Origin of the sequence: Bacillus sp. DE0042, assembly GCF_007680225.1 — a bacterium.
GTDB classification, from domain to species: domain Bacteria; phylum Bacillota; class Bacilli; order Bacillales; family Bacillaceae_G; genus Bacillus_A; species Bacillus_A wiedmannii.
The window spans coordinates 41,877-68,707 of record NZ_VEJP01000011.1 but is presented as its reverse complement, the minus strand read 5'-3'; the positions used below and the strand labels follow the sequence as shown (position 1 = coordinate 68,707).

Here is a 26,831-nt window from a genome sequence, read left to right as displayed (position 1 = left end):
TAAGGCCAAATAAAAAAGGCATGAGCTCGATGCAATACCGAGCTCATGCCTTTTTATTTATATTCTTTTTTATTGTAAATATGATTAATGCCAAAAGCAGCTAAAAAGATCATAGGTATTGTAGCCGAATAATGATATCTCGGTGCTACTTCTACTATCATTTGTGCCATTGTTAGCCCAATCGTGTATAAACAAATAATGAGAAGTGAAGATTTATTTTTATTTTTTATAGCTACTAACGCCCCGAACAGTGAAGTAGCTAGTAAAAAGTAATAGAAAACATTAGAAATTATAGTATATCGTACTTTATGATCCATAATTGGATCTGCATATTTAACAGCTTGATCATCGTTCCCTAAAAAGATAATAAATTTATCATACATTAGTTTCCCGAAATCTATATCATCGTTTTTTATTCTCTTTTTCGCTTCTTCAAGCATTTGCTTTTGAACGTCCTGAGCACTCCATCCTGGTTGACCACTATAATGATATAGTAATGCTGAATCCCCTGGATTCCATGTTCCTGAAGCTCCCTTATTAAATCCTACATGAATATTGTATCCCGGCACTGTTGCTATCTCTTCACCTAAACGTAATGTTACATAATGATTTACCGCCGAAGACATCATTAAGTATCCAATAATGATAACCCCTACATATGCCACCTTGTTAATAAGTAGCTTTTTATTCCCAATATGCTTTGTATCTATAATAAACATCCATATTGCTAGGGCTATAATTGGCACTGCTGCAATTGGCCTTGCCATATTTATTAATACAAGTAATGCAGCTACTAGAATTGAATACATAAGAACCTTTGCAATCGTTATATTTGCAATTTTATCATAAACAATTATCATAATTGCCCAGGCTAATAACAGTATTGTACAATACAACGGTTCTGAAAGTGCAAACATGTTATACATCGTTTGTGATGGCAAGAGAATCCATAAAACACTTGCTGTTATCGCTGTTCTCACTCCACCAATTCTTCTAGCTATAAAATATATTAATCCCATCGATATTGTAGTTAAAACAACATTAATAATTGGTGGAATCATAAAGTTTGCCCCAAATATTTTTAGGAAGATACTTAAGAATGAAGCATACCCAAAAATATGTGGAAATAATGCAACATATCTATCATGAATAACAAAGTTGTCACCTAATGCTTTTGCCGTATTAAAAAACGCTTCATAATCACCAATCGGATCAATCTTATATGTAAGAATCCACGCTGTTTTCACTGCTACACAAATAATTAGCAGTACAAAAAAACATATTTTTTCATTTACTCTTTCAAGGTATAGCGATCCACTGCTAAGTATAAAGTTTCCAATTGTACATAATAATAAAACTCCAACTAATATCATTACATAATTATATTTTTGAGTATCTGAAAAATAATCAAAAATTAATATTGCAACGAAAAAACTATAAATGCCGTATATGGCACGTGTAGAAAAGGTTGAAAACAATCCAGAAAAACGTTCCAAAAAAACTCACTCCTTAACATATTTATATGGGAAAACATTATATTTCCTAAAAAAATCACACTACCAGCTACTATACATTAATATTATCATGATTTCCATGTTTGCTTTTATGTTTGCTTTTATATTTCCTAGTATACCAATTTAAAATAATCATTTTATTATGAACAGATTTATTTTATATCCTAAAATGATATCTACCCAAAACATATAACATCTTAGCATAAACTATGATATAATTGATAGTTGTTATGTACGAATAACCTTTTTACATTCCTGTTTTATTTATACATTTTATAAAGTTGAGGATACTATTATGGAGAAACTCTTAAAGTTTGGTTTAGTAGGGATCTTTAATACACTCATTACAATTATTAGCTTTTGGATATTATTAAAATTCGGGATGAACTACCTGATTGCGAATACCATTGCCTATTTAATTGGTGTTGCCAATAGCTACTATTGGAATAAAAATTGGGTGTTTAAACCTAATAATAAAAGCACGTCAATGTTCTTTAAATTTCTAACTGTAAATTTAATTGTATTGGCTTTTAATACATTATGTTTATTTATATTAGTAGATAAACTTACTTTTAATGCATTAATTGCACAGATCTTCGCAATTGGTGTCGGAATGGTTATAAACTTTGTCCTTAATAAAATTTGGACATTCAACCAAACTGAAAAGGCTACTAATTAAACTTGAACAACTTATTAAAAATACGGAGGATACAACATGCAAAAATTAATTTCGGTTGTAGTTCCTATGTACTTCGAGGAAGAAGTAGCACAGGAATGTTATAACCGTTTAAAGTCCGTTATGCTTCAAAATGATATTAATTACGAGTTTGTCTTTGTAAACGACGGTAGCACAGACCGTACAATGGAAATCTTATCTGAGATTGCAGCAAATGATTACCGTACAAAAATCGTTAATTTCGCACGTAACTTTGGACACCAAATAGCTGTTACAGCTGGTATTGCTGCTGCAAAAGGTGACGCTATTGTAATTATCGATGCAGACTTACAAGATCCACCTGAAGTTATTCCTGAACTTATTGCAAAATGGGAAGAAGGATATGAAGTTGTTTATGCTAAACGTAAACAACGTAAAGGTGAGACTTGGTTTAAACTTTTAACAGCTAAATATTTCTATAAATTCTTAAACTACATGTCTGATATCGATATCCCAAAAGATACTGGTGATTTCCGAATCATCGATCGCAAAGTAGCTGATGTTTTCAATCAAATGACTGAACGAAATCGCTTCATCCGCGGTATGATGTCTTGGGTTGGCTTCCGTCAAACGTATGTTGAATATGAACGCGATGAGCGCTTTGCTGGTGAAACAAAATATCCATTAAAGAAAATGATTAAATTTGCATCAGATGGCATTATTGCATTTTCAACAAAACCATTACGTATCGTTATGACTTTAGGTTTATTATCAGTTCTTATTTCAATAATCGTCTTACTATATACAATTACTGTAAAAATTATTGGTACTGGTACGCAAACAGGTTGGGCATCTATTATGGTTGCTATTACATTCTTTAGCGGTATTCAGTTACTTGGTCTTGGAATCGTTGGCCAATATATTGCTCGTATTTATGACGAGAGTAAAAACCGTCCGATTTATATCGTAAAAGAAACAATCAATATTGAGCAAGAAGAGACTACACAAACAAAAGAAAAAGTGAATGCATAATAAAAAAGGTAACAATGAAAACCATCATTGTTACCTTTTTATATTGTAATACCCCATAATCCTCAAACGAAATTCTTTTAAATTTGGATATATCTCTAAATTAGATAACATCCCTTGAATGACCGGGATCCTTGGATTTTGCAACCTCATTTCTGCCTGCAAAACATCTAATGTAACAAGCAATTCCTCATCTTCTAGTTGATCAGCTAATGTGCGTTTAAAAACAATAATTTCTTTTAAAAAGTGTTCCTTAACCTGCTCCTTAATAAGCTCTGATTTGCAAAGAAATTCTCCAAGCTTTTCTTCATGTAACACAGGTTCTTCCGAAGATTCTACCAATCCCTCTACTAAATCATCTACTCTTTTCAAAATAAAAGCAGAAACATAAGATAAGTCAATTTCCGGTGCTTGTAAAATGATTAGTTCTAAATATCCACGGCATATGCCTTCTACCATAATGACTAAATCTAATAAATAAGGCATAACCTTTTCACCATAAATAAACAACAAACTATTCCGATAAAATGCGTGAGACTCTAACTTCATTCTCATCATAAACTCTTCTACTTCTTTATTAAAAGGTATAGCATTTTCCCTCGCATGCATAATAATAAATTCTTTATGCTTTTGTATATCGTTAAACTGGCAATGCAATTGTTTTGCAAATTTTTCACGCGGTAATAATGATTCTTTCTCAATATCCATCATTTTATTTTGAATCTTGTCATAGTAATATCGAAGTGTTGCTAATAAAAGCTCCTCTTTCGATTTAAAGTATAAATAGAAAGCTCCCTTAGATATGCCACAAGCTGTAACAATTTCCTGTACTGATGTCGCATTTACACCCTTAGTCGCAAATAACTTCATAGCCATCTCTATAATTAAACGCTCTTTTTCTTTCATATCATGTCTCTCCTAAATTTAATCTCGCATCTTATTATGAATTTATTATACCATCCCTTTTCATTGACGACTGACCAATCAGTCAGTTATATTATGTATTAGACTGACCAGTTGGTCAATACAATACAAAAGGGAGCGCAAACATGAACAAATTCATTAATTTCTCGTTAAAAAATAAGTTCGCAGTTTGGCTACTAACCATTATTGTTACCATTGCAGGTATTTATTCTGGGCTGAACATGAAGCTGGAAACAATTCCTGATATTACAACACCGATTGTAACGGTAACCACGGTTTATCCTGGTGCTACACCAGAAGAAGTAGCTGACAAAGTTTCAAAACCGATGGAAGAGCAACTGCAAAATTTAAGTGGTGTAAACGTTGTTAGTTCATCATCTTTTCAAAACGCATCTTCTATTCAGGTAGAATATGATTTTGATAAAAATATGGAAAAGGCTGAAACAGAAATTAAAGAAGCTCTCGCAAATGTGAAATTGCCAGAAGGTGTAAAAGACCCGAAAGTTTCACGTGTAAACTTCAATGCCTTTCCTGTTATTTCATTAAGCGTAGCAAGTAAAAATGAATCTTTAGCTACCTTAACTGAAAATGTAGAAAAAAATGTTGTGCCAGGATTAAAAGGACTTGATGGTGTTGCATCTGTTCAAATTTCAGGTCAACAAGTAGATGAAGTACAACTTGTCTTCAAGAAAGATAAGATGAAAGAATTAGGTTTAAGTGAAGATACTGTAAAAAATGTAATTAAAGGATCGGACGTATCTTTACCACTTGGCTTATATACATTTAAAGACACAGAAAAATCAGTTGTTGTAGATGGAAATATTACAACAATGAAAGCATTAAAAGAATTAAAAATCCCGGCTATACCTTCATCACCGAGCGGTCAAGGTAGTCAAAATGCTGGATCCGGTACACAAACACCGCAAATGAATCCAGCGGCTATGAACGGGATTCCAACAGTTACATTAGACGAAATTGCTGACATTAAAGAAGTCGGAAAAGCAGAATCTATTTCTCGAACAAATGGAAAAGAAGCAATTGGAATTCAAATTGTAAAAGCTGCTGACGCGAATACTGTTGATGTTGTAAATGCAGTGAAAGATAAAGTAAAAGACCTTGAGAAAAAATATAAAGACTTAGAGATTATTTCAACATTCGACCAAGGTGCACCAATTGAGAAATCAGTAGAAACAATGCTGAGCAAAGCCATTTTTGGCGCTATCTTTGCGATTGTTATTATTATGCTGTTCCTACGAAATATCCGAACAACATTAATCTCTGTCGTTTCCATACCACTTTCTTTATTAATTGCTGTATTAGTCATAAAGCAAATGGATATTACGCTTAACATTATGACACTTGGAGCAATGACAGTCGCTATTGGACGCGTTGTTGATGACTCCATTGTTGTTATTGAAAATATTTACCGACGAATGTCGTTATCAGAAGAGAAACTGCGCGGAAAAGATTTAATTCGTGAAGCTACGAAGGAAATGTTTATCCCAATTATGTCTTCTACCATTGTAACAATTGCTGTATTCTTACCGCTTGGACTAGTAAAAGGTATGATTGGTGAAATGTTCTTACCATTTGCCTTAACTATCGTCTTCGCTTTATTAGCATCGTTACTAGTAGCTGTTACAATCGTGCCGATGTTAGCTCACTCTTTATTTAAAAAAGAGAGCATGAGGGAAAAAGAAGTACATCATGAAGAAAAACCAAGTAAATTAGCAAACTGGTATAAACGCATACTTGCATGGGCTTTAAATCATAAAATCATTACATCAAGTATCGCTGTCCTTCTATTAGTTGGTAGTCTTGCACTTGTTCCAATTATCGGCGTAAGTTTCTTACCATCTGAAGAAGAAAAAATGATCATTACAACGTACAACCCTGAACCAGGTCAAACGTTAGAAGACGTTGAAAAAATTGCAACGAAAGCTGAGAAGCACTTCCAAGATAATAAAGACGTCAAAACAATTCAATTCTCATTAGGTGGCGAAAACCCAATGAGTCCTGGTCAATCAAATCAAGCAATGTTCTTCGTGCAATATGATAACGACACGAAAAACTTCGAAAAAGAAAAAGAGCAAGTCGTTAAAGATTTACAGAAGATGTCTGGAAAAGGCGAATGGAAAAACCAAGACTTCGGAGCGAGTGGCGGTAGTAATGAAATTAAACTATACGTTTACGGAGATAGCTCGGAAGACATTAAACCTATTGTAAAAGATATTCAAAATATCATGAAGAAAAATAAAGACTTAAAGGATATAGACTCTAGTATTGCAAAAACGTATGCAGAGTATACTTTAGTCGCAGATCAGGAAAAACTAAGTAAAATGGGTCTAACGGCTGCACAAATCGGAATGGGACTTTCTAATCAACATGATCGACCTGTTCTGACAACAATTAAAAAAGACGGTAAAGATATCAATGTATATGTCGAAGCTGAAAAACAAAATTATGAAACAATCGATGACTTAACAAATCGTAAAATTACAACGCCACTTGGTACTGAAGTGGCTGTGAAAGATGTTATGACTGTAAAAGAAGGGGAAACTTCGAATACAGTGAAACACCGCGATGGCCGTGTTTATGCGGAAGTAAGTGCAAAACTAACATCTGATGATGTTTCAAAAGCATCTGCCGCTGTTCAAAAAGAAGTAGATAAAATGGATCTTCCTTCTGGCGTAGATGTTTCTATGGGCGGCGTGACAAAAGATATTGAAGAATCATTCAAGCAACTTGGCTTAGCGATGTTAGCTGCAATTGCCATTGTATACTTCGTTCTTGTAGTTACATTTGGCGGTGCCCTTGCACCATTCGCAATTTTATTCTCGCTACCATTCACAATTATCGGAGCTCTTGTTGCCTTATTAATCTCTGGTGAAACGTTAAGTGTCTCTGCAATGATTGGTGCACTTATGTTAATCGGTATCGTTGTAACAAACGCTATCGTACTTATCGACCGCGTTATTCATAAGGAAAATGAAGGGCTATCAACACGTGAAGCCTTATTGGAAGCCGGTGCAACACGCCTTCGTCCTATTTTAATGACTGCAATTGCAACAATCGGGGCTCTTATCCCGCTTGCATTAGGATTTGAAGGTAGCGGCTTAATTTCTAAAGGACTTGGTGTAACAGTAATTGGTGGATTAACAAGTTCAACGCTATTAACACTTCTTATTGTTCCAATCGTTTATGAAGTATTAAGCAAGTTCAAAAAGAAAAAAGTAAAATAAAAAAATAACCTCGCTAATTGCGAGGTTATTTTTTATTCCCAAATACGACTAAAAAATCACCATATCCTTCTTTCTCTAATTCCTCTTTTCGGATAAATCGAAGGGCTGCGGAATTAATACAGTAACGAAGACCATTTGGTCCTGGGCCATCCGGGAATACATGGCCTAGATGTGAATCTCCCTCTTTACTTCTCACTTCCGTACGCGTCATATTATGACTGACATCCATTTTTTCTTTCACACTTGCTGACATAACTGGCTTCGTAAAGCTAGGCCATCCACACCCGCTATCAAATTTATCTAAAGAAGTAAATAATGGTTCACCTGAGACGATATCTACATAAAGTCCTTCTTCTTTATGATTCCAATATTCATTTTGAAAGGGTGGCTCAGTTCCATTTTCCTGTGTTACATAAAACTGCATCTCATTGAGTTTTTCTTTTAAATGAGTATTATCTTTTTGCCAATGTTGTTTAATAAAAGCATCTCGTCCCGATCCTTTACGGTATAACTCATAGCGGAATGTATTTTTCTTATGATATCCTTGGTGATAGTCTTCAGCTGGATAAAACGTAGCTGCTGGTAATATTTTTGTCGCAATTGGTTTTGAAAAGCGTCCACTCTTTGCAAGCTCTTCTTTTGAAGCCTCTGCTTTTTTATGTTGTTCTTCATTGTGATAAAAAATTACTGTTTCGTAAGACTGTCCACGATCGTGAAATTGTCCTCCTATATCAGTCGGATCAATTTGTCTCCAATATATATTTAATAACTCTTCATACGGCATTTTATTTGCATCAAATGTAATTTGTACTGCTTCATAATGTCCCGTCGTTTCTGAACATACTTCTTTATATGTTGGACTCTCTTTATGACCACCTGTATAGCCAGAAACAACCTTTATAATTCCTTCCATCTCTTCAAATGGCGAAACCATACACCAGAAGCACCCTCCAGCAAATGTAGCTAACTCTACCTTTTCATTTACAGCCATTATTTCACCCCTATTTTATCTTCTGCTTACAGTATGGCATAAAAAACATCATGTTATAAAAGAAAAAGCATCGAACATCGATGCTTTTTCTTTACTTCACCTTATTTTTTCTGGCTTCATGCTCCATTTCATCACTTGTCACATCTAAGACATCTAATAAGAAAATGAAGATTGGAATACCGATAATTAATCCCCATACACCTAAGAAGTGTTCTGAGAAGATTAATACCATAAATGTATAGAAAATCGGTAAGTTTGTTTTTTGCGACATGAACTTCGGATTTAACACGTAACTTTCAAGCGCATGAATTACTGTTACGATAATTAAAATATAAACAACGTACATAATACCGCCAATATTGTAAGCAATCATACAAAGCGGGAATAACGAAATGATAACCCCAGCTACTGGAATTAAACCGAGTAAGAAGATCATTAACGCTAAACCTAATAATTGCGGGAATCCTAATATCCATAGTGCAATAACGGATAAAACACAGTTAACAACTGCAATTAAAAATTGTGCTTCGATTACTTTTCCAAATGAACGTGCAAATTTCTTACCGAAGTACTCAATTTCAGTATAGAAAATTGCAAGTCGGCTTTCTTTAAATTTTGCAGTAAAAGCAACGATCCGAGCTTTCTCCAATAAGAAAAATAAACTTAAAATTAAAGAAAGTAACACTTGAAGGCCAAATTTCCCAACATTCGTAATCGATTTATACAAAATGTCAACGCCTTGTCCTACATATTTCGAAAGTTCCATATGATTGACAGCATTAACTGCATACTTAATTAATTCACTATCCGGTGGGTTTCTTAAAAATACGTTAAATTGATAAATCAATTGTGAAATTTGTATCGTTAATACTGGTAAATATTTAAATAGCGTAATAGCAATTCCACCAATTAACATTACATATAGAAATGCTATAATAATTTTTCGGTTAATAGGCATGAAATGATCTAATTTGCGAGAAATAAACTTTTGGAATCGATCCATTAAATATGTGAGAATAAACGTAATTAAAATTAAATTCAACATACTTTGCAGCCCGTATAACACGAGAGCAAGTATTACTAATACGAGAAACCTCTGAAATCCTTTGCTTTGAAACAGGTTTTTTATTTGCATAATCGACGAGTACTCTCTCCTGTCCTATAAAGTAAAACGTTAATAAGTAGATTTTTTCTCTCTTCTCTACCTTTAATTATTCATTCATATAAAGATTTTTATAAGCTTATTATAGATCTCTCTTAGCAGATCCTATAGTAGCTTACTTCTTATTTTACAATACAATGACCTAATTCAAAACGTATTCTACACAGTATTAATGAAGATTTAAGGAAACTTACATTTTATTAGAATAGGTCTTACCACTACTGTAACATAAAAAGCAAGCTATCAGTAGAAATCTGTCCTACAAATAGCTTGCTTTTCTCATTTTTTAAGTAAGTTTTACTAGCCAATGAATGGCATAAACATTGGTATGACAACAACAGTTACAACCCCCACTACTGTTACAGCAATACTTGCCATAGCTGCCTCTACTTCACCCATTTCAATTCCTACTGCCACTCCTAATGCGTGACCTGCTGTTCCAAGTGCTAAACCTTTTGCAATTGGATGTTTTACTCTAAATGTTTTTAAGAATAATGCTCCTAATGCGTATACAATAACCGCGTTAAAAATAACTGCAAACGATGTAATTGCTGGTATACCACCAATACTTTCAGAGATCGGTAACGCGATTGCTGTTGTTGCTGCTTGTGGTAACATTGAATTCATTACCGCTGTATCTAGACCAATTGCTTTTGCAACAATGAACACGACAATTACTGAGCAAATAGATCCAACCACGATAGCCGATAAAATTTGCCACCAATATTTTTTTAACTTATCCACTTGTTTATATAATGGAATTGCAAACGCGATTGTTGCTGGTTCTAAGAAGAAGCTAATCATTTTTCCGCCAGTATTATATTCTTCAAAAGTAAAGTTACCTACTTTTAGAAAGACAATCCCTAATACCATCGCTACGAATAATGGTGTGAATAAGAAGAATCCTTTTGAATGCTTAAATAATAATGTTCCGATTCCGTATGCGATTAATGAAACGACGATTCCGAAATATGGAGTCATTGTGCTTGCCATGTTCATTCCCTCCTAACAATATATACTAAATTGGTTACGCAACTTTTCCGTGCTTGCGTCCTTTATTTACTACTTTCAATTCTTTCGTATCTTCTATTTCTTTATCGTCTTTTCCTAAAATAAATTGTGCAAATAATCCTGTTACAGCGAGTAAAATAATTGTTGCGACAACAATTACAGTTAAAATTTGTACAAAATATTGTCCCATTACGCCGAGAGAATTAATAACCGAAATACCTGATGGAACGAAAAGGAATCCGATAATACCTGTTAAAGCCGTTCCGAGCGATTCAACTTGTTCCAATTTAATAACTTTTAAACATAATAGGCTAAATAAAATAACTAATCCGATCACCGATGAAGGCATCGGAATTGGTAAATGTGTTGCAATAATATTAGAAACTAACATAATAGCTGAAAATATGAATGCTTGTGATAAGAAACTATATACTTTTTTCGTACTCATTTTGGCCACCTCTTTCGATTTGGTACCTTTATTGTATAAGATAAAAACAAAATTGTAAGCGTTTACACAACAAAACGTCAAATATACAAAATTAGTTACAAAAATAGGCAGACGAAATACAAAAAGCTACTTCTTAAATACGAAGTAGCTTTTTGAGTTCTTTTGCATATGTACGGCTAACAGGTACTTTTGATCCTTCTTTCATAATTAAATTATATGTAGAATTGAACCATGGTTGTATTTCTGTAATATGATTAATATTTGCAATAAAACTGCGATGGACACGCATAAAACTTGCTTGCGGCAACTTCTTTTCCAAAATTACAAGTGTATCGTGTGTTACATATGTTTCTCTCATCGTTTTTACTGTCACCTTTCCGTCCACAAGTCCTACATATATAATATCTTCAATATTCACGAGTACAATCGATTCTTCAATTGGTAATGCTAATTTATGCATCTCGGTCGTTACGTCTACACTCTTTACTTCTTGTTTCGTTTCTAATTTTATTTGTTTTTGCTTTTTATATTTCTTTAATGTCTGTACGATACGTTCTTCATCAAATGGCTTTAAAATGTAGTCTAACGCATCTACTTCAAATGCTTGCAACGCATATTGATCATAGGCCGTAGCAAACACAATTGCAGGTGGATTTTTCATCTTCTTTAATATATTTGCGATTTCAAATCCGTTATCATCAGATAACTGAATATCCAGGAACACAATATCTGGTTTATTTTGCATTAGCTCTTCTAATGCATCCTCTACACAATCTGCCTCACCAATTATCTCTACTTCTTTCGTTTGCTCTAATAAATATTTCAATTCATCACGCGCTAACATTTCATCATCAACTACTAATACTTTTAACACTCCGTTTTTCCTCCCCTACTTTTTTCGGAATTACAAAGAGGAACTTTGTCCCTTGCTCTAATTCACTTTCAATTTGAAGCATTGTCTCTTTCCCAAATAACCCGATAAGTCGTTCATTAATATTATATAAAGCTGTTCCAGTCCCTTTCTTTGATGGAACTACCATTTTTCCTAATTGTCCTAGACGTTCACTCTCAATTCCTTGTCCATTATCTTGGACTTCAAAATGCACCATCCCCTCTTTTTCAAACACATGTACTTCAACTTCGCACACCGGCTGCTTTTTCGGAAAAGCATGGCGCAATGCATTTTCAACTAATAGCTGCAGTACAAATGGTGGAACTAAGGTCGTCTTTAACTCTTCCTCAATGTACATCTTCACTTCATACTTATTCGGAAACCTCGCTTGTTCTAACGATAAATATGCATGTACATGATTTAACTCTTGTTCTAATGGAATAAGCAATTGGCGTGCCCCTTGCAAATTACAACGAAAATACACGCTAAGCTGCAATAATAATTTTCTCGCTTTTTCTACATCTGTTCGGCATAAAGCCGATACAGTATTAATTGCATTAAATAAAAAATGCGGATTGATTTGTGCTTGTAACGCTTTTATTTCGGCATCTTGCAATAACTTACTTTGTAACTCTGCTTCACCTAACTCAAGTTGTGTAGAGAATATTTTTGCTAACCCTTCTGCTAATTCCTCTTCCACACGACTTAACTGGCTAGAATTTTTAAAATATAATTTTAATGTCCCAATTGTATTTCCATGTGAAGTTAGTGGAATAACGATTGCCGCCTGCAAAGGGCAGCCTTCATGTTGACAATTAATAACCTCACGCGATTTCGCTTTCATTATTTTTCCTGTGTTCAATACTTCTTTCGATAAACCAGTTATTAAACTATGTGAAGGAATATGGTGATCTGATGCTAATCCAACGTGAGCTAATATTTTCTCTGTATCTGTTAAGGATACCGCATCTGTTCCCGTAAAGCGGTGAATAATTTGTGCCACATGTTTACAAGAATCCTCTGTTAATCCGCGGCGAAAATATGGTAATGTTTTGTCAGCAATTCGTAATACTTTATGCGTTTGTAAAGCTTTCGCATTTTCTTCCTGGCGCAAAATAGCTTGTATCATAGAAAGTAAAATAAAACTCCCGAAACTATTTACAAGTATCATTGGTATCGCAATTGTTTTCACGATACTAGTTCCATCCTCTACGATTAATAGGATCATAATCATTTCTAAAGAAACGATAAACACACTTAAAACCGCTGAAAATTTAGGCGTAATTACACGATTATATTTTTTGAAAATGTATCCAATATACCCCGTTATAACACCTGCTAAAATTGATGAGATTGCACAACTGAGCGCTGTCGTCCCGCCAAGCATATAACGGTGAATACCCGCAATCGATCCCACTCCAATACCGACGATAGGACCACCAAGCAATCCACTAATTCCAACACCCATAATACGTGTATTCGCAATTGTACTAGATGACGAAACACCTTGTAGCCAATTTTCTTTCATAATTGTATTCCCGGCAATTTCAATTCCTGTGTAATTGCTGACAATTGTAAACACTGAAAAAATACAAATAAGCTTAAGCTTATCTACATACCCATCTTGTCTATGAAGAAGGCGCCTGAACGTTTTAATATGAGAAAGTAAAAATCCTAAAATAACAATAAGTCCGACACGTTCAATCATCATAAGTACTAAATTTAGCATCTGTGATTCATTCCTTTTTATATGAGTTAGTTTTATTATGGGAAAATAATGAAGTGGGCGTCAAGAAGAATACAATATCTTTTGAAATATTTTACACACAGCTATCCCCTCTTTATTTGACAATCTAACAGAAGAGTGCTAAAAATAAAGTAATATAATACAGTCCTTTAACCCAACCCCGTGAGGTTGAGAAGGAAGTCGGAATATACTATACGTATGGTCTTTTTTAGGGATACGTATGCTTTTTTGGCCTTCTCATCATATCAGGTGAGAAGGCCTTTTGTTATTCTTCCATAGCGACTGTAGAAGAAAATAAGGAGGAGTAATGATGAACGTCACTACCGATGTACAATCAACAACAGAGGAAACGAAGGAGAAAAGATATAAAACATTGTTTGGTTCTGCGCTAGGATATGCAGCAGAAGGTTTAGATATGTTGCTCTTATCTTTCGTACTCGTCTACATTTTAAAAGAATTTCATTTAAGCCCTGTTGAAGGTGGAAACTTAACATTAGCTACCACAATAGGAATGCTAATTGGGTCTTATTTATTTGGATTTATTGCTGATTTATTTGGGCGTATCCGTACGATGGCCTTCACAATCTTACTATTCTCACTAGCAACAGCACTTATTTATTTCGCAACAGATTATTGGCAATTATTAATTCTTCGCTTTTTAGTTGGAATGGGAGTTGGTGGTGAATTCGGGATTGGGATGGCCATCGTAACTGAAACATGGTCTAAAGAAATGCGCGCTAAGGCGACATCCGTTGTTGCACTTGGATGGCAATTTGGCGTACTAGTCGCTTCACTCCTTCCAGCATTTATCGTCCCGCATTTCGGATGGAGAGCTGTTTTCTTATTTGGGCTCATTCCCGCTCTACTAGCTGTCTATGTACGCAAAAGTTTAAGTGAACCGAAAATATGGGAACAAAAACAACGATACAAAAAAGAGTTGTTACAAAAAGAAGCTGAAGGTAATTTAACAACTACTGAGGCAGAACAACTAAAGCAAATGAAAAAGTTTCCACTTCGAAAGTTATTTGCCAATAAAAAAGTAACGATAACAACCATTGGTCTTATTATTATGTCATTTATCCAGAACTTCGGATATTATGGAATTTTCACATGGATGCCAACTATTTTAGCGAATAAATATAACTACACATTAGCAAAAGCGAGCGGTTGGATGTTCATCTCTACGATCGGCATGCTAATTGGAATTGCAACGTTTGGTATTCTAGCCGATAAAATTGGCCGCCGTAAAACTTTTACAATCTATTATGTCGGTGGTACTATATACTGTCTCATTTACTTCTTCTTATTCACAGACTCAACATTATTGTTATGGGGAAGTGCATTGCTGGGATTCTTTGCAAATGGCATGATGGGAGGATTCGGAGCAGTTTTAGCTGAAAACTATCCTGCTGAAGCTCGATCGACAGCAGAGAACTTTATTTTCGGTACAGGACGTGGGTTAGCTGGATTTGGACCTGTTATTATCGGATTACTTGCTACAGGTGGTAACTTAATGGGAGCACTATCTCTCATCTTCATTATCTATCCAATCGGTTTAGTTACAATGCTATTATGTGTCCCAGAGACGAAAGATAAAGTATTAGAATAGATTGAAACTGTACGAAATGTTTATCCAAATACTGTCCCCTAAGGAAAAGTATTTGGATAAATAGCAAAGAGGAAGCATCTCAAATGAAATGCTTCCTCTTCTTATATAAATACAATTATTTATTTTGATTTACTAGCTTTTTGGAACAAGAAGCTAGTTTTATCTTCTTCTTTTACAATACCTTGTTTTAACGCTAATTCCCCTGCGACTTTAGGCGCTAGCCATAGCATTGGGAATAACAGAATAGATACCGGAACAGCCGTCACTACAATGAAGGATTGTAAGGCGTTAATACTTCCCTCACCCATATATAAAAGAATCGCCGCAACTGCGCCCATAATAAGCGACCAAAAAACTCGCAAACTAATTCTAGGATCTCCATCTCCAGTCACTGCCATTGAAATCGAATAAGCCATTGAATCTCCTGTTGTCACTACAAATAAAATTGTTAATAAAAGAAATGCAGGTCCAATAATATTAGATAGTGGCAGTTGCTCTGTAATTGCAATCATAGCCGCTGGCATACCAGATTCACTTAATGCCACCGAGATAGAACCAGGATTCATTAACTCATAAAACACACCTGATCCCCCTAGTATAGTAAACCAAAACGTTGTAATAATAGGTGCAATAATTCCAATTGCAACGATGATTTCTCGGATTGTTCTTCCTCTTGAAATTCGGCTCACTAAAATTGCCATCATCGGTCCGTATCCAATAAACCATCCCCAGAAAAAGATTGTCCACGATCCTAACCAAGCCGTATCACCACGATATGTGCTCATTGGAATAAATTCATTTATATAAAATCCAAACGAAGAAACAAATGAATCAATAATAAATCCACCTGGTCCAAACAGTAATACGAATACCATTAATAAAACTGCTAACCTAACATTTAAATTACTTATAATTTGAATCCCTTTATCAATTCCTGTTACCGCAGATATAGTAGAAACAGCTACTACACAAACAATAATAGCTAATTGAGTAGTAAACACATCAGGAATGTTAAACAATGCTTGTAACCCATAACTTGCTTGTAGTCCTAAAAATCCAATTGGACCAATTGTCCCTGCAGCTACCGCAATAATGGCAAACACATCGATCATTGTTCCAAGCCAACTCTTTCGCAATTTCTCTCCAAAAATAGGATATAAAAGCGTTCGAGGTTTTAACGGCATACCTTTATGATAATGTCCGTACATCATAACTACCGCACTAATTGTTCCTAAAATCGTCCAAGCGAGGAAACCCCAGTGCATATAACTTTGTGCTAAAGCAGGCATTACTGCTTCTTTCGTTCCAGCAGTTATACCCTCATGTATTGGTGGCACCGTCATCAAATGGTACATCGGCTCTGCAGCTGCCCAAAAAACGCCACCTCCGGCAAGTAATGTAGACATAATAATAGCGAGCCATTTTGTCGTACTAATCTCAGGTTTTTCTAGCCCCCCAAGTTTAACTCTCCCATATTTTGAAAACGCCATACACATTGCCACAATAAATGTACCAATTAATAAAACCTGCCAAAAGGCACCAAAATATTTAATCGAAGCTGCAAAACTTCTATTAATGACTCCCTCTACGTAACTTTTATTTAAAATAACTGCAATTACAAATAATAAAAGTGAGCCACCACTAATAAGAAATACAGGCCAATCTGTTTTTCGACTCTTCATTCTCATTTACACTTCCTCCTTCCTCAGCAATCTAAAAAAACAACTTTATTATGTTTTATTGTTTACACCCAAAACATAATGATTATATAAGCATAATAATTCATCGATTTTCTACACACTTATGTTGTCCCTAAAAATATGCTAAATCCCTTATTTAAAAGAAAATTTCTATTCCTATTACATAAAAAAGCAAAACAAAAGACCTTATATTTCTATAAGGTCTTCGAAACAGAAATTTGATTATAACATAAGGAACTCCTTGGTTCAAAAAGCTCCTTCCAAAAATAACCGAGAGTAAAGGCTTCCATTTGCTACGTAACAGTAATTAAAAAAATTATAATTTGCACAAAAAAACTATACTAAATATTATTTATGAAAGAAATTTGGCTTCAAAATTTCATTCGGATACGGTTTATGATAAATATGAGTAGTAGCTGGAGATAACGGTGGAATGAGCCACACCCAATTGCCTGTTACAACCCGCCCACACGCTGCTTCTTGCTTCTCAAATTGTTGAAATTGTTGTGCAGCTGTATGGTGATCCACAATACTAACTCCTTGTTTTTTGAAGGAATGTAATACGGCAATATTCAACTCAATTAGTGCCTTGTCTTTCCACAACGTACCGTTTCTCGATGTATCAAGCTTCATCACCTCCGCAACAGCCGGAAGTAAATTATAGCGATCATGATCCGCTAAGTTACGAGCCCCAATCTCCGTTCCCATATACCATCCATTGAACGGGGCTGCCGTATAAGAAATACCGCCAATTTCTAAGCGCATATCTGAAATCATTGGAACCCCATACCATTTTGCTCCAAGTGACGAAATCTTGTATTCTGGGTGTTCAATTGGCACTTCTTTTACTTCTTCTCTTGGAATTTCTTTATATATAGGTGCCTTCCCGTTTATAGAAAAAACAAGTGGCAATACATCGAAATTCGTACCTTCTCCTTGCCAGCCAAGTTCCTGACAAAAATCCGTAAACGAAGTGGAATGAGAGTCACCAATCACTCCCATTTCTGTTTTATATCCTGCATACCGAATCAATTGGTGATTATAAATTCGTATATTATTTTCTTCACCTTGATATTGCTTAAAAATTGTAATTGTCGGTTTAACTTTCCCATCGTTCGTTGCATATTTAATATGATGAATTAATGCATTGTATACACCTTCCTCATCATTTACTTCACGTGCATCTAATATGTGCATCTTACTCCAAAATAGTCTTCCGATACATCGATTACTATTACGCCATGCCATTCTTGATCCATGAACAAGTTCTTCAAATGTATGCTCATACGTCCCCGTCTTCTCTATCTCAACTTGAATTTCTTTTATTCTCTCTTCTATGAATTGTTCTTTATTAAGCTCTTTATAGCAAACCGTAATAAAATGACTCGCTTCCTCTATTAATTGTTTCGTTTTACTCATAAACGATCTCCTTCTATTTCAACAAAACGTTACTACTTTACAGTATAAGCAAAAAGAATAAGAGTCACAAATGAAAGTCGAAGTGTTACTTTTATTGTAATATTTTTCAGAAAATTAAAGAGATTACTATTGACTTGTATAAAAAATAGGTGTATTTTTGACTCAGATAAATTATTTTTACCTAGACCAACTTTTTAATGAGAAAGGAGGGAATGTTATGTCTTCATTTCAATTGCCAAAGCTTTCATATGACTATGATGAACTAGAGCCATATATCGATAGCAACACGCTTTCTATTCATCATGGAAAGCACCATGCGACATACGTAAATAACTTGAATGCCGCTTTAGAAAACTATACGGAATTACATAATAAATCTTTAGAAGAGTCACTATGTAATTTAGAAACTTTACCAAAAGAAATTGTTACAGCTGTCAGAAATAACGGTAGTGGACATTATTGTCATAGTCTTTTTTGGGAATTAATGAGCCCGCGAGGTGGCGGTGAGCCTAATGGAGACGTTGCAAAAGTAATTGATTATTATTTCAATACCCTTGACAACTTAAAAGATCAACTTTCCAAAGCAGCTATTAGTCGTTTTGGAAGTGGCTATGGATGGCTTGTTCTGGACGGTGAGGAACTTTCCGTTATGAGTACACCCAATCAAGATACACCTTTGCAAAAAGGTAAAATTCCATTACTCGTCATCGATGTATGGGAACACGCCTATTATTTAAAGTATCAAAATCGGCGTCCAGAATTTGTTACCAATTGGTGGCATACGGTGAACTGGGACCAAGTAAATGAAAAGTATTTACAAGCAATTCAATCACAAAAACATTAGTCGTGCGTATAAGGTAAGTTTGGTAATGTAAAATTAGTATTGTCGAAATCCTCCAGAATCCCCCGGATTGCCACCGGGGGATTTATGATTATTCCATTGCATGTATGTAATAACGTAATACTTGCTCTATGTCTATTTTCACCTCTCGGAACGGGAATCCTAATTCACTAGCTTTTCCATTATGTAATGTGCAATTAATCACTTCATTATAAGGCGCTACATTATCTCCTACTTCTTGAACGAGTGCTTTTATTCCCGTACTTTCTTCTATGAAATGAATAACTTCGCTAGTAGAAACTACCCCGTTGCTACAAGCATTAATTGGCCCTTTTATGTCCTTCATTCCGCACCAAGCTAAAAATTCTCCTGCTTCTTTCTCATGTATAAATGACAACTCTCCATCTAAATGCTTCACCGCGACAGGCTCTTGCTTCACAATATGTTCAACGTAAAATTGTAACCTTTTCGTATAATCGTTTTCTCCAATAACAACTGGAAAACGTACTGCAACAACTGGAAATGTTGCGTGTTGAAATACAGCAGCTTCAGCTAATCGCTTGCCTTCACCATAATTAAAATCCTTCCTATCCCCATACGTAATAGCATACTCATACGGATTAAAGTTCTCTTCTAACAATCCTATCGCTGGCTCGTAAACAGCCATTGAAGATGTCATAACGTATTTCTTCGTTTTTCCTCGTAACACCACACATATTACCTTCGCTGCATTCGAGCTATAGCATAAATTATCGTATACGATATCATAACTTTTATCTTCTAGACGCTCTGCAAGTTGTTTTTCGTCTTCTCTATCGACAATCAGCCTTTTTACTGCACTTCCAAAAGGATCTTCTGTAATCCCTCTCGTCGCAATCGTTACATCGTGTCCATCTTGCAAAAGTGCTTCTACTAAATGTTTACCAAAAAATCTTGTTCCCCCTAGCACCAATACTTTTTTCAACTTCATCATCCCCATTTTGATAAAATGTAAAATAATACCTCTCTATTATAACTGCTCATATATAAAAAGCATGGAATTCGTTTAACGATTCCATGCTTTTCTGCAGAAAATATATTAACGTACTCGATATTTATAAATACAATAACAGAAGTATAAAATAGAAATTACGGATACATAAACCCATAGTTCATATACGAATCCCTCTCCCCATACTCCCATAAAATAAAAGAGTGAAGGCAACGTCAATGTTACCCATGATTGTACGAAGGCAATTCTTCCAAGATATTGATTGATATTCTTCTTTTGTGTATTTAATACAAAGAATAAATACCAAAGTAATGCCCACATAAACCACGTTAATGCATTAACAACATCGTGAAATTGAACAAATGAAACAACCATATAGAATAAAGCAATAATTGCTACCCACATACAAAACCAACCTAAACCGCTACTATCCATTCCTTTTATAAAGGTAACACCTACATATAAATAGGTTAATCCAAATAAGAAAGTAGCTGCATATGAATACACTGTCCAATTGCTTTGGTCAGAAATCATGATCAGATAGAACGGAATAATAATTTGTAGTGCACCTACAAATAAATTAAAAACACCCGCACTTTTCATCTCTGCTTTCCCTAATATAACAAGACTATTTAAAAATAAAGATGCACCCGAAAGTAATAATCCTACATACCCCATATATCCTCATGTGAAAACCTTACATTTTCACACTGTACCCTCCCCGTCTTGTAAAAATTATATTATTCCTTATTCTCCTTCTTACTTACAACTACATACAAAGTTTTTTCGAAAATAAGTCAGACTTCCTACCTTAAAAAACAATAGAAAAACCCTTTTTATACATGTCATACAGTAATGATTTCAATCAAAATATATCACGCAATAAAAACGCTTTCAATAATACGTAATTCAAGCAAAAAGCTAATAAGATTATTTGATTATAAACGCACTTTAACAAGGATACAAGTATTGGAATACTTTTCAATAGAACCGGTTGCTATTCAAATGCTATGGTCAGTAATATTTTATTACATTCTCTTTCCTAAATTAAACATATTACTGACCCAAAGCAACATAATAAAGAATACAATTTATTATATACATAACATATCCTACAAAATAATAAGAGAATGCTTTACTAACTACCTTAAATCATTTGATAGCCATTTTTATTATTTACCTGCCATCTCCAAGAATCTACACACATCTCTTCTAATCCATATTCTGCTTCCCATCCTAATTCTCGTTTCGCTTTAGATACATCAGCAAAACATACTGCTACATCACCAGGACGACGCCCTATCACTTTATAAGGTATTTTTCTACCTGAAACCTCCTCAAAAGCCTTTATCATCTCCAACACACTATACCCTTTACCTGTGCCAAGATTATATGCCTCTATTCCTTTCGTCTCAAGTACTTTCTCAAGTGCCTTTACATGTCCTTTTGCAAGGTCAACAACGTGAATATAATCACGGACACCTGTCCCATCTTTCGTTGGATAATCGTTTCCGAATATATTTAGCTCCTTTAACTTACCTACCGCCACCTGCGTTACATATGGCATTAAATTATTCGGAATCCCATTTGGATCTTCTCCAATACGGCCACTTTTATGTGCTCCGAAGGGATTGAAATAACGAAGTAACGCAATACTCCATTCATCATCAGCTTTTGCCACATCACGCATAATTTGCTCAATCATTAATTTTGTTTGCCCATATGGATTTGTCACACTTAGTGGAAATTCTTCTGTAATTGGTGACGTTTTTGGAATTCCATATACAGTTGCAGATGAACTAAAAATAAATTTTTTAACATTATGTTTCTGCATCACATCACATAGTATGATCGTACTTATTATATTATTATAATAATATGTAAGAGGAATTGTAGTTGATTCCCCCACCGCTTTAAATCCAGCAAAATGTATAACCGCTTCAATGTTATTTCTCAAAAAAATCTCATTCATTTTTTCACGATTTAAAACACTTTCTTTATAAAATTCGAATTGTTTTCCTGTTATCTCTTTTACTCGGTTTAAAGACTCGATTGAACTATTTGAAAGATTATCTACGACTATAATTTTATAATTATTATTTAATAATTCTATACACGTATGACTACCAATATATCCTGCTCCACCCGTTATAAGTATCGCCATATATATAGTCCCCCACTAATTATTAATTATAAAATTTTATAACCTCAATACATATCTATCCTACCATAAAAAGACTGATAATTTTAAAAATTTATTTTTAATTATTATTCATAAAAAAAGAGCCGCATAACCTTTACGTTATACAACTCTTTAACATACATATGTGTCTATATCTTTATTTATTAATCAAGAAAAATAAAAATCACTCGGAAATTTCATCTTGTTAAATTACGTAGCAATATACACTTAAAAAGTGGGCAAGGCTTCCCAATAACACGAACACGTGAAAAATTTCATGATGCCCCATATGTTTAAACTCTAACCATTTTGGCTTTGTTCCATAAATAAATCCACCGATTGTATACAGAATGCCTCCAAGCACTAGAAGCACGATACCTCCTGCACTTAAGTTAGCAGCTAACGGTGCAAAGAACAGAACAATTAACCAGCCCATTGTAATATAAATTGCTGTTGATAACCATCTCGGGCAACTAAACCAAAACATTTTAAAAACAATACCACAAATGGCAGTTGCATAAACTAAACAAAATAATAATAAACCGTTTGCGGAATGTAATGTAATTAAACAAAATGGTGCATATGTACCTGCAATCAATATAAAAATCATAGAGTGATCAAGCTTCCGAAAGAAATAAATAACACGTTCACTGGCTACAACACTATGATATACAGCTGATGCTGTATACAGAACCATCATTCCGATGCCAAACAAAATAACTGCTGTAATTGCCGCAAAAGATGGCATCTTAATAGAAACTTTTATAAGCATAGCTAATAATGCAATAAATGATAATACAGCTCCTCCCAAATGGGTAAAAGCATTAACCGGTTCTCTTACATAGGCATTCATATATACACCCCTCATATAATTACATGTAGTTTTAATAACTACATGTAATTATATACGCATTATTATTAGAGGTCAACATTTACAATTCATTTGTTTCGTAATACCATATTTAGAGATAAACTAAACATTATGCTCCACTAAGTTATAAAAGTGAGGGGTTCTACGTGGAAAATATAAATAAACTGCTTGAAACATTACATTTAGAAAAAAATATTACGCTTGAGGATATTCCAAATGTCGACTTGTATGTAGACCAGGTTGTCCAATTATTTGAAAATACTTATGCGGATACAACAAGAACCGATGATGAAAAAGTATTAACAAAAACAATGATTAACAATTACGCAAAAGGGAAACTGTTTATTCCAATCAAAAATAAAAAATACTCAAAAGAGCATATGATTTTAATCAGCTTAATTTATCAATTAAAAGGAGCCCTTTCCATTAATGACATAAAAAGCTCCTTAGAAAATATAAATGAATCCTTATTAAGTGATGATTCATTCGAATTAAATACACTATATAAAGATTATCTTTCTCTTACCGAAAACAACGTCGAAAGCTTTACACAAGACGTAAATAACCGTGTTTCAGAAGTAAGTGAAATTTCTTCCTTAGAAGATCCGAATCTAGAGAAATTTTTATTACTAACATCATTTGTGTCGATGAGTAATATGTATAGGCGCTTAGCTGAGAAGTTGATTGATGATTTAAAAGAATCTTAAACAAAAAAACTATCCACTATAACAGGTGGATAGTTTTTTTGTTTACTTAATTGCCTCATGAACTTTTAATTGTTTACCTTTTATCGTTGTATTTCTCATAACCTTTAAAACAAGTGGTCCTTTTCCGTTTAATATTTCAACATACGAAACATTATCTTGTATTGTAATAATACCTATATCATCAGCAGAAACACCTTGAATTTTAGCAATTGTACCAACGAAATCTACCGCCCTAATTTTCTTTTTCTTTCCGCCATTAAAGTACAATTTCATAATTCCTTTGTTTAGGTCTGCATTTTTATCTTTCTTTATAATTGGTTTAGCATATATCTTTTCTTCAAATGCTACTTTCCCTTTTATAACCTCTTCTTTTGAAGGTGCCAGTTCCTTTGGAATTTCAAATCCGATATATTCCTCAATCTCTTCTAAAAATCTATTTTCATAAGGCGTTATAAATGTAATAGCTTTTCCATTATTACCAGCTCGTCCCGTCCTTCCAGTACGGTGCACATAGCTTTCTTTTTCTAATGGAATATCGTAATTAATAACATGTGTAATATTATCAATATCAATTCCTCTCGCAGCTACATCAGTTGCTACTAAATAACGGAACTTTCCTTTTCTAAAATCATCCATAACTTCAAAACGATCTTCCTGTACCATACCACCGTGTATTTTGTCACAAGGATAATTAACTCGTTTTAGCTGTCTATATACATGGTCTACGTTTTCTTGTGTACGACAAAAAATAATGCAACTGTCGGGATTTTCAATCATAGTTACATCCTTAAGAAGTGAAAGCTTCTCTTCTTCCCTAACTTCAAAAAGGGTATGTTCAATTTTATCTGTTGTAATCCCAGCTGCTTTAATTTCAATATGAGTTGGTGCATTCATATATGTACGAGATAACTTTTCAACATCTTCCGGTAGGGTTGCTGAAAATAGCATTGTCATTCTTTTTGTAGGTAATTCATCAATAATTGCCTCTACTTGATCGATAAAGCCCATATTTAGCATTTCATCTGCTTCATCAATCACTAAATATTTCAATCGCTCTAAAGAAAGGGTCCCTTTTTCAATATGATCCAACACACGTCCTGGGGTCCCCACTACAATATGCGTCTTTTGCTTTAACTCTAATTTTTGACGTGCAAAAGGAGATTTACCATAAATTGCAGCAGCTTTAATTCTTTTGAATCGCCCTATATTCGTAATATCTTCTTTCACTTGAACAGCAAGTTCCCTCGTTGGTGTTAAAACTAATGCTTGTGGTTTATTCTCTTCCCACTCTACCATTTCACAAAGTGGTATACCGAACGAAGCCGTTTTCCCACTTCCCGTTTGCGACTTTACAACAAGATCCTTCTTTTGCAATGCAACTGGAATAACCTCTCCTTGCACTTCTGTCGGATGCTCATATCCTAAACCAGTAAGTGCTCGTCTTACTTCTTTACTTAATGCATAATTACTAAAGCTTTTTTTACTCATATATTAACCTCATTTAATTTTATATTTAACTTATTCTGTTCTTCATACCTCACTTTAGACTATAGTAAGATACTATATTAATCCACTGTTTTTAATTCGTTTAAACCTAAATTTATCTAAGTATAATTTTAAAATAGGAAAAGGCAGCCTTAATAATAAGTCTGCCCTATCTATACTGTATTCATTTTTTACGGAACTAATTTTTTCACAACTGGTATTCTTTGCAATACTAACGTAATTACCAGACTAAGAACAATTGTAATCGTTACATTAATAGGTATTGCCAATATTGCATGTACACGCTCATTTACCTTAGGGAAAACCATGTACAACAAGTTATTTAATAAGAAGAAGTGAAGAATATAGATTCCAAGACTTGCTTGATTTATAAAACGGAATAACAATGGTAATTCTCGTTCTGATTTTTGGAAAGCATATTTGAAAAATACAAATAATCCAATCGCCATCAGTACAACGCCTGGCGCAAAATATCCGTACCAAAACTGCTCTAACTGTCCATTTGCTTTTACTGTATAGTAATATGTAATAAAGAATGTACTAATAAATCCTACAAGTCCTCCAATGTAAGAAATATTTCTCCACTTTTTCGTAATATCGTAATTGGATAAGTAATAACCAAGTAAGAAATACCCTACATAATTTGTAACGTAAAATAATTCAATATTAAAGTTGATAGGATAATAATATTTAACTAAATTGACTACAACAGACGCATATAGCCATAAAATTAAAAAGTATTCTATCTCTCTTTTTTTAGCGTTCTTCACAAAGATTTTCAGTAAAGGTGTAATTAAATATATACCTACAATCATGTATAAGAACCATAAATGTCCCCCAATTGTATCCGTTAAAAAGTGCTTTATCCCTTGCTTTAAAGATGCCGGGAAATATCCTGCATATGCTCCATATGCATAAAATATAGCACTCCAAGCTACAAAAGGTATAATTACTTTACTTGCACGCTTCTGTAAAAATTCCCCAACTGAAATATCTTTCGTTCCTTTTAACAATAAAGCTCCACTAATCATTACAAAAATCGGCACACTCGCACGTGAAATCGATTCAAATAGATTACCAGCCATCCAGCGTGATACATTATTTGCATCTAACATAGAAGCATAACCAGCAGAAACATGAATTGTAACCACTGCGATTGTTGCTAATACACGCAACCAATCCATATATACTAAGCGCTTCATTAACAGCCCTCCTAAATTTACCTATTTAACTTTTCTTTTCCAAACATAATTTTACATCAAATAATGCTATGTTTAAACACATTTTAGTTATATGAACTTACAACATAGGCGGCTAAATTTTAATTTTAAAATATAAATATGAAAACCTTTGACTTATGAGTAAAAATAATGTAAATTATCTTTTGGAC

Annotated in this window: 22 protein-coding genes; 6 read left to right on the top strand and 16 right to left on the bottom strand. The window is 34.1% G+C overall.

The annotated features are described in order from the left end of the window. Window positions 1–53: 53 nt before the first annotated feature. A complete protein-coding gene (locus FS802_RS28055) occupies window positions 54–1,496 on the bottom strand; it encodes a glycosyltransferase family 39 protein (RefSeq protein ID WP_064476033.1) in 1,443 nt (480 codons plus the stop codon). Between the two features lie 313 nt (window positions 1,497–1,809). Between FS802_RS28055 and FS802_RS28050 the strand changes: the two genes are divergently transcribed. Both FS802_RS28050 and FS802_RS28045 read left to right on the top strand, forming a co-directional pair. Next, a complete protein-coding gene (locus tag FS802_RS28050) occupies window positions 1,810–2,193 on the top strand; it encodes a GtrA family protein (protein WP_000413281.1) in 384 nt (127 codons plus the stop codon). Between the two features lie 36 nt (window positions 2,194–2,229). Beyond that, window positions 2,230–3,201, top strand: coding sequence for a glycosyltransferase family 2 protein (locus tag FS802_RS28045; RefSeq protein ID WP_001170707.1), 972 nt, complete (start codon window positions 2,230–2,232; stop codon window positions 3,199–3,201). Between the two features lie 30 nt (window positions 3,202–3,231). Here FS802_RS28045 and FS802_RS28040 read toward each other — a convergent pair whose 3' ends face one another. Continuing rightward, window positions 3,232–4,104 carry a TetR/AcrR family transcriptional regulator gene (locus FS802_RS28040; RefSeq protein WP_098708160.1) on the bottom strand — a complete coding sequence of 291 codons (873 nt, stop codon included), beginning with the start codon at window positions 4,102–4,104 and terminating at the stop codon, window positions 3,232–3,234. Window positions 4,105–4,247: 143 nt separating this feature from the next. On the opposite strand from FS802_RS28040, the gene FS802_RS28035 reads away from it, so the two are divergent. Beyond that, entirely contained in the window at window positions 4,248–7,364 is a 3,117-nt protein-coding gene (locus tag FS802_RS28035; protein WP_098653640.1) for an efflux RND transporter permease subunit, read from the top strand. A 25-nt stretch (window positions 7,365–7,389) separates the two neighbouring features. Here FS802_RS28035 and msrB read toward each other — a convergent pair whose 3' ends face one another. The 6 genes from msrB to lytS all read right to left on the bottom strand — a co-directional run bounded on the left by msrB (window position 7,390) and on the right by lytS (window position 13,597). Continuing rightward, window positions 7,390–8,355 carry a peptide-methionine (R)-S-oxide reductase MsrB gene (gene msrB / locus FS802_RS28030; RefSeq protein ID WP_098708161.1) on the bottom strand — a complete coding sequence of 322 codons (966 nt, stop codon included), beginning with the start codon at window positions 8,353–8,355 and terminating at the stop codon, window positions 7,390–7,392. Window positions 8,356–8,446: 91 nt separating this feature from the next. Beyond that, entirely contained in the window at window positions 8,447–9,490 is a 1,044-nt protein-coding gene (locus tag FS802_RS28025; protein WP_001165997.1) for an AI-2E family transporter, read from the bottom strand. Between the two features lie 327 nt (window positions 9,491–9,817). Continuing rightward, the gene (gene lrgB, locus FS802_RS28020; protein WP_000168869.1) at window positions 9,818–10,510 is read right to left on the bottom strand and encodes an antiholin-like protein LrgB; all 693 of its coding nucleotides are present in this window, start codon (window positions 10,508–10,510) and stop codon (window positions 9,818–9,820) included. Between the two features lie 34 nt (window positions 10,511–10,544). Continuing rightward, window positions 10,545–10,976, bottom strand: coding sequence for an antiholin-like murein hydrolase modulator LrgA (lrgA, locus tag FS802_RS28015; protein WP_000104908.1), 432 nt, complete (start codon window positions 10,974–10,976; stop codon window positions 10,545–10,547). Between the two features lie 133 nt (window positions 10,977–11,109). Further along, window positions 11,110–11,850 (bottom strand): LytR/AlgR family response regulator transcription factor, encoded by a 741-nt coding sequence (locus FS802_RS28010; protein WP_048560483.1) that lies wholly within the window; start codon window positions 11,848–11,850, stop codon window positions 11,110–11,112. Further along, a complete protein-coding gene (gene lytS, locus FS802_RS28005; RefSeq protein ID WP_098653638.1) occupies window positions 11,828–13,597 on the bottom strand; it encodes a two-component system sensor histidine kinase LytS in 1,770 nt (589 codons plus the stop codon). Before lytS ends, FS802_RS28010 begins: the two co-directional genes overlap by 23 nt. A gap of 328 nt (window positions 13,598–13,925) precedes the next feature. On the opposite strand from lytS, the gene FS802_RS28000 reads away from it, so the two are divergent. Beyond that, on the top strand, window positions 13,926–15,224 hold the full coding sequence (locus tag FS802_RS28000) for an MFS transporter (protein ID WP_048560485.1): 1,299 nt from the start codon (window positions 13,926–13,928) through the stop codon (window positions 15,222–15,224). 119 nt (window positions 15,225–15,343) lie between these two features. Here the strand turns inward: FS802_RS28000 and FS802_RS27995 are convergent, their stop codons facing one another. After that, on the bottom strand, window positions 15,344–16,912 hold the full coding sequence (locus FS802_RS27995; protein ID WP_098708162.1) for a BCCT family transporter: 1,569 nt from the start codon (window positions 16,910–16,912) through the stop codon (window positions 15,344–15,346). A 360-nt stretch (window positions 16,913–17,272) separates the two neighbouring features. Next, a complete protein-coding gene (locus tag FS802_RS27990) occupies window positions 17,273–18,343 on the bottom strand; it encodes a nitric oxide synthase oxygenase (protein WP_098708163.1) in 1,071 nt (356 codons plus the stop codon). A gap of 217 nt (window positions 18,344–18,560) precedes the next feature. Between FS802_RS27990 and sodA the strand changes: the two genes are divergently transcribed. Further along, window positions 18,561–19,187 carry a superoxide dismutase [Mn] gene (sodA, locus tag FS802_RS27980; RefSeq protein ID WP_098720532.1) on the top strand — a complete coding sequence of 209 codons (627 nt, stop codon included), beginning with the start codon at window positions 18,561–18,563 and terminating at the stop codon, window positions 19,185–19,187. A gap of 88 nt (window positions 19,188–19,275) precedes the next feature. Here sodA and FS802_RS27975 read toward each other — a convergent pair whose 3' ends face one another. The 4 genes from FS802_RS27975 to trhA all read right to left on the bottom strand — a co-directional run bounded on the left by FS802_RS27975 (window position 19,276) and on the right by trhA (window position 23,210). Continuing rightward, window positions 19,276–20,163, bottom strand: a complete 888-nt coding sequence (locus FS802_RS27975; protein ID WP_050552136.1) for an NAD-dependent epimerase/dehydratase family protein — start codon at window positions 20,161–20,163, stop codon at window positions 19,276–19,278. 99 nt (window positions 20,164–20,262) lie between these two features. Next, entirely contained in the window at window positions 20,263–20,853 is a 591-nt protein-coding gene (locus FS802_RS27970) for an AmiS/UreI family transporter (RefSeq protein WP_098708165.1), read from the bottom strand. A 469-nt stretch (window positions 20,854–21,322) separates the two neighbouring features. Further along, complete coding sequence (galE, locus tag FS802_RS27965; protein WP_098708166.1) at window positions 21,323–22,339, bottom strand: UDP-glucose 4-epimerase GalE; 1,017 nt, start codon at window positions 22,337–22,339, stop codon at window positions 21,323–21,325. A gap of 223 nt (window positions 22,340–22,562) precedes the next feature. After that, window positions 22,563–23,210 (bottom strand): PAQR family membrane homeostasis protein TrhA, encoded by a 648-nt coding sequence (gene trhA / locus FS802_RS27960; RefSeq protein WP_098202029.1) that lies wholly within the window; start codon window positions 23,208–23,210, stop codon window positions 22,563–22,565. A 164-nt stretch (window positions 23,211–23,374) separates the two neighbouring features. Here trhA and FS802_RS27955 point away from each other — a divergent pair, with 164 nt between their 5' ends. Further along, window positions 23,375–23,935 carry a DUF1836 domain-containing protein gene (locus tag FS802_RS27955; RefSeq protein ID WP_048560493.1) on the top strand — a complete coding sequence of 187 codons (561 nt, stop codon included), beginning with the start codon at window positions 23,375–23,377 and terminating at the stop codon, window positions 23,933–23,935. A gap of 42 nt (window positions 23,936–23,977) precedes the next feature. On the opposite strand, the gene dbpA is transcribed toward FS802_RS27955, so the two are convergent. Then, the gene (dbpA, locus tag FS802_RS27950) at window positions 23,978–25,423 is read right to left on the bottom strand and encodes an ATP-dependent RNA helicase DbpA (protein WP_098653632.1); all 1,446 of its coding nucleotides are present in this window, start codon (window positions 25,421–25,423) and stop codon (window positions 23,978–23,980) included. Window positions 25,424–25,611: 188 nt separating this feature from the next. Next, window positions 25,612–26,643: an acyltransferase gene (locus FS802_RS27945; protein ID WP_000827021.1), complete on the bottom strand. Its 1,032-nt coding sequence runs from the start codon at window positions 26,641–26,643 to the stop codon at window positions 25,612–25,614. Window positions 26,644–26,831 lie beyond the last annotated feature (188 nt).